This is a genomic window from Agathobaculum sp. (genome assembly GCF_050946325.1).
Lineage (GTDB): Bacteria > Bacillota > Clostridia > Oscillospirales > Butyricicoccaceae > Agathobaculum.
Map to the genome: position 1 here is coordinate 1 of NZ_JBMNUP010000168.1, position 3,437 is coordinate 3,437.

The 3,437-nt window shown below is 49.1% G+C and carries 2 protein-coding genes; both read right to left on the reverse strand.

Annotated features, from left to right (window positions below):
* Window positions 1-1,011 (reverse strand): glycoside hydrolase family 88 protein (locus ACOYIE_RS09985; protein ID WP_433412810.1); only part of this gene is annotated, 1,011 nt, incomplete at its 3' end.
* 23 nt (window positions 1,012-1,034) lie between these two features.
* Complete coding sequence (locus ACOYIE_RS09990) at window positions 1,035-3,281, reverse strand: helix-turn-helix domain-containing protein (protein WP_009324216.1); 2,247 nt, start codon at window positions 3,279-3,281, stop codon at window positions 1,035-1,037.
* Window positions 3,282-3,437: the final 156 nt, after the last annotated feature.

Here is a 3,437-nt window from a genome sequence, read left to right on the forward strand (position 1 = left end):
CATTATCGCACGGCCGGCGTTCAAATACAAATTCCGCTCCGCATCCTGCGCCGGCAGCTGCCGGTGCAGCTCCAATAGTCCACATGCGGCAATGGCAGCCGCCGATGTGTCGCGCTGTTCCTCGTCCTGCGTAAAAATCAGGTCCCAGTTGCATACCAAATCGCTGGGAAGGCGGTTCAAAAAATAATTTGACGCACATTTTGCCGCATAGAGGAAGTCCAGATCCTTGGTGTAACGGTAGCATAGGGCAAGCCCATAGATGAGCCACGCCTGGCCCCTGGCCCAGCAGGAGGCGTCGTCATATCCCTGTCCCTGCCAGCCGCGGACAGGCTGTCCGGTCACCTCGTCGATTTGAAAGCATTGATAACTCGAACCATCGGCCCGCAGCATACATTCTGCTACACGCACCATGTGCCGCAGCCCTTTTACGTAATAGTCATGCCTGCCCGTCTGCTGCGCCGCCCAGAAAAGCAGCGGTACATTCATGCTGCAATCAATGATGAATGCCCCTTGAATATCACGATCCCGTACTTGAATAATGCCGGCGCGCTCGCTGAAACGCCCCGCCAGCACATCCGCGGCTTTCAACGCAAGCTTTCTCGCTTTTCGGCTCCCCGTCAGCTTATACTGTGCCACAATGGAAGGTATAAACAAAAAACCCATGTCATGATGGTTCATCAGCTGAAATGCGTCATACCGCTGTGCGTAATCGTCAAATTGTGCTTCGGCAACAGCGCGAAACAATTCATTCCTACTCATTTCGTAGCTCAGCCAAAGCATACCCGTCCAGAATGCAGCCGTCCAATCTGAGCCGAGTTCTGTCGTTGCATTGGGTACGGCCCGATACCAGCTTTTTTCGCTGCATGCGGAAGGATACAAATGTACAAATTTGGGAAGATTTTTCTCTGTTTTCTGCAAGGCGTTTTTAAGCGCCTCAGCCAGACCGTCCGCTTCCACATCAAATCGCTGTGGTGCGCTGATCGGTTCGCAGTTTATATTCTGATATCTCATGATTTCGTCATTCTCCATTCAGTTCAGGAATGATTTTTCCGATAATCGTTCGGAGTTTGCCCGCTTTGCTGCTTAAAGCGGCGGATAAAACTTGTCACATTGTAATAACCCACTTCGATGGCGATATCCTGCAGAGGCATCTGCGTATTCAACAGCAATTCTTTCGCCTTGTTGAACTTCATCTGCGTGACAAATTCCATAACCGTCTCGCCCTGTCTGGACTTAAAGTACTGACTCAAGTTTGACGGACTCATGGAAAAAGCATCCGCCATCTGCCCTACCGAAAAATCGCAGTTACTGCAGTGTTCTTTGATATATTCCACCATCTTTTCATGCAAAGGCAGTTCCTCACCGCCATTTTCCCGTTCGAATTGGTCAATCAGCCCATTGCTTACTCGCAGCAGAATCCGCAGCAAATCATCTATGGTGTCAAAAGAAGAAATAATAAATACGTTTGGACTTTCCACCATTGTGCTTTGCGCGCTGTGATACCGCCTTTCCAAATACCTATATACCGTATTTGCAATATCGTAACAAACCATTTTGGCCACGGAAACAGTGACGCCACTGTTACGCAACATATTTGCCATCTCTACAAAATAAGCTTTGATGGCGAACAAATCCTCCTCCCTCAAAAGCTGCTCCAATTTCTCGGATGCGGAACGAACTTCGGGAGGAATGTGCTTTTGCAGCCGCTTGAGCTGCGAAGAAACCAAAACGCTATTCTCTCCTTTTAAAAACCGATAATCCAGAGCGTCCAATGCCTCGATATACGATCGGGGGTAATCCGCAAGATTATTGTATGTCTCTCCAATGCCGACAGAAACACTGACGCCTGTTTTTTCTGCCAGCAGCGCGCGGCAGGCCGCAAGAGCGTCGCTCACATCTGCCTTCCCCTCCTGCAGACACATCAGCATTACCAGGTTGCCGGGTGTATTGTGCTCGCGTACATATCCTATGATTCCTTGTGGAAGAGCCTGTTGTATTTCTTGTCGCAGCAGCGCAAGATTTCCCTGGGCTTCCTCAAATCCAGCCGTCGTGCGAAAAATGGCTACCGCATAATTTTCCCAAGGCAATTCCACACCAATGTTAGCCCCTTTTTCTTTCAGCATCTCCCTGGAAGTAATCTGACCACGCAGAAGGGAGTATAGAAGATGCTCACGTACGGCAGCCGTGGAGCTTTGCACCTCATTGCGCAGCGCCACATTTTTAAACTGGAGCATATCAAACGCATATTTGATGTTATCGTATAAATCCTGCGTTTCCTGCGTATTCCCGGTCGAAATCTCCTGCGCCATGTCCTGAAGCTCTGCCAACGGCCTGAAATTGCGCAATGTCCAGAAAAAGCTTACCACAATTCCCAGTATTATTACAACGCCAAGGCCAGCCAGCATCAGGCTGCGGATTTGATATACCGGTTGTAAGGCGCTGTCGCTGTCCACCATCATAAGATATGTCCAGCCTACCGCGTCCGAGCGCCGCTGCTGACAGAAATATTCCTGATTCTCTATCTGTACAGTTCCACTTGGCTCTGTTTGCACGGCTCGCAGCACTTCCCGGGACTGTTCGTCCGAAAAAACGGACATAAGCGGCAAGCCGTCCTCATCATAGATGCACACGGATATCGCGTCTTCATGCCGGTTCGTGTTAACAAGTTTCCAAATACTGTCTTTATTTAATGTAAAAATCAGGGTGCGCATTGTCTTCTGCTCATAGCGGGTATCCGAATATACCACCAACAGAAGATCATCCACAATGGCGCCGTACCGGTGCTGTCCGGATAACACCGCCGGACTCTGTGTCGTTTCCAGCGCATCCTTGCCTCCGTCGAAGGTGTATTGCGTATAAAACAGTTCCTTGCTGGTAGAGGTTGCCGCTGAGATCAGATACTCTCCCGAGCCTGGATAAAAGTAAACGTCATCGATCAGCAAATTGTAAAGCGCATATTTTTTCAGTTCTCTTTGAAGGTACATCCCCTCCACAGGTTGTTGTGCCAGATTGAAAGGTGTAAAATCCGGATTGGAAAATATCTGCTGCGCAGTTTCGGAAATCTTGACCATTTCTGCGTCCAGTATGATGCCCAATTGCTCCAGTCTGCTTTCTACATTGGCTTCCACCTGTTGACGGTACAATTCATAGCAGTGGAAATACAACAGCATCCCCATCAGCACAACGCCGAACAGCAGCATAAAGTATGAAATGAGATATCGGTAAAAGACCTTTCCCTTTTTCCCCCGAAAAAAAGAAAACAGCTTCTGTAAAACACCCATGATACCACACCTTTCGCCTCACGCTGCATTAAACCGCTTCTTCTGCAATTGTATCCCAGAACAGGGCGCCCGCGCAAGCAGACCGCGCAGGCACCCTGTCCGGACACATCTTAATTTCGAGGATTACAGCGCATCATAATAGCTCTGATAGAGATT

Bases quoted from the DNA above. Each gene is read 5' to 3' on its own strand.
- ACOYIE_RS09990 (WP_009324216.1), bottom strand. From the start codon at position 3,281: ATGGGTGTTTTACAGAAGCTGTTTTCTTTTTTTCGGGGGAAAAAGGGA.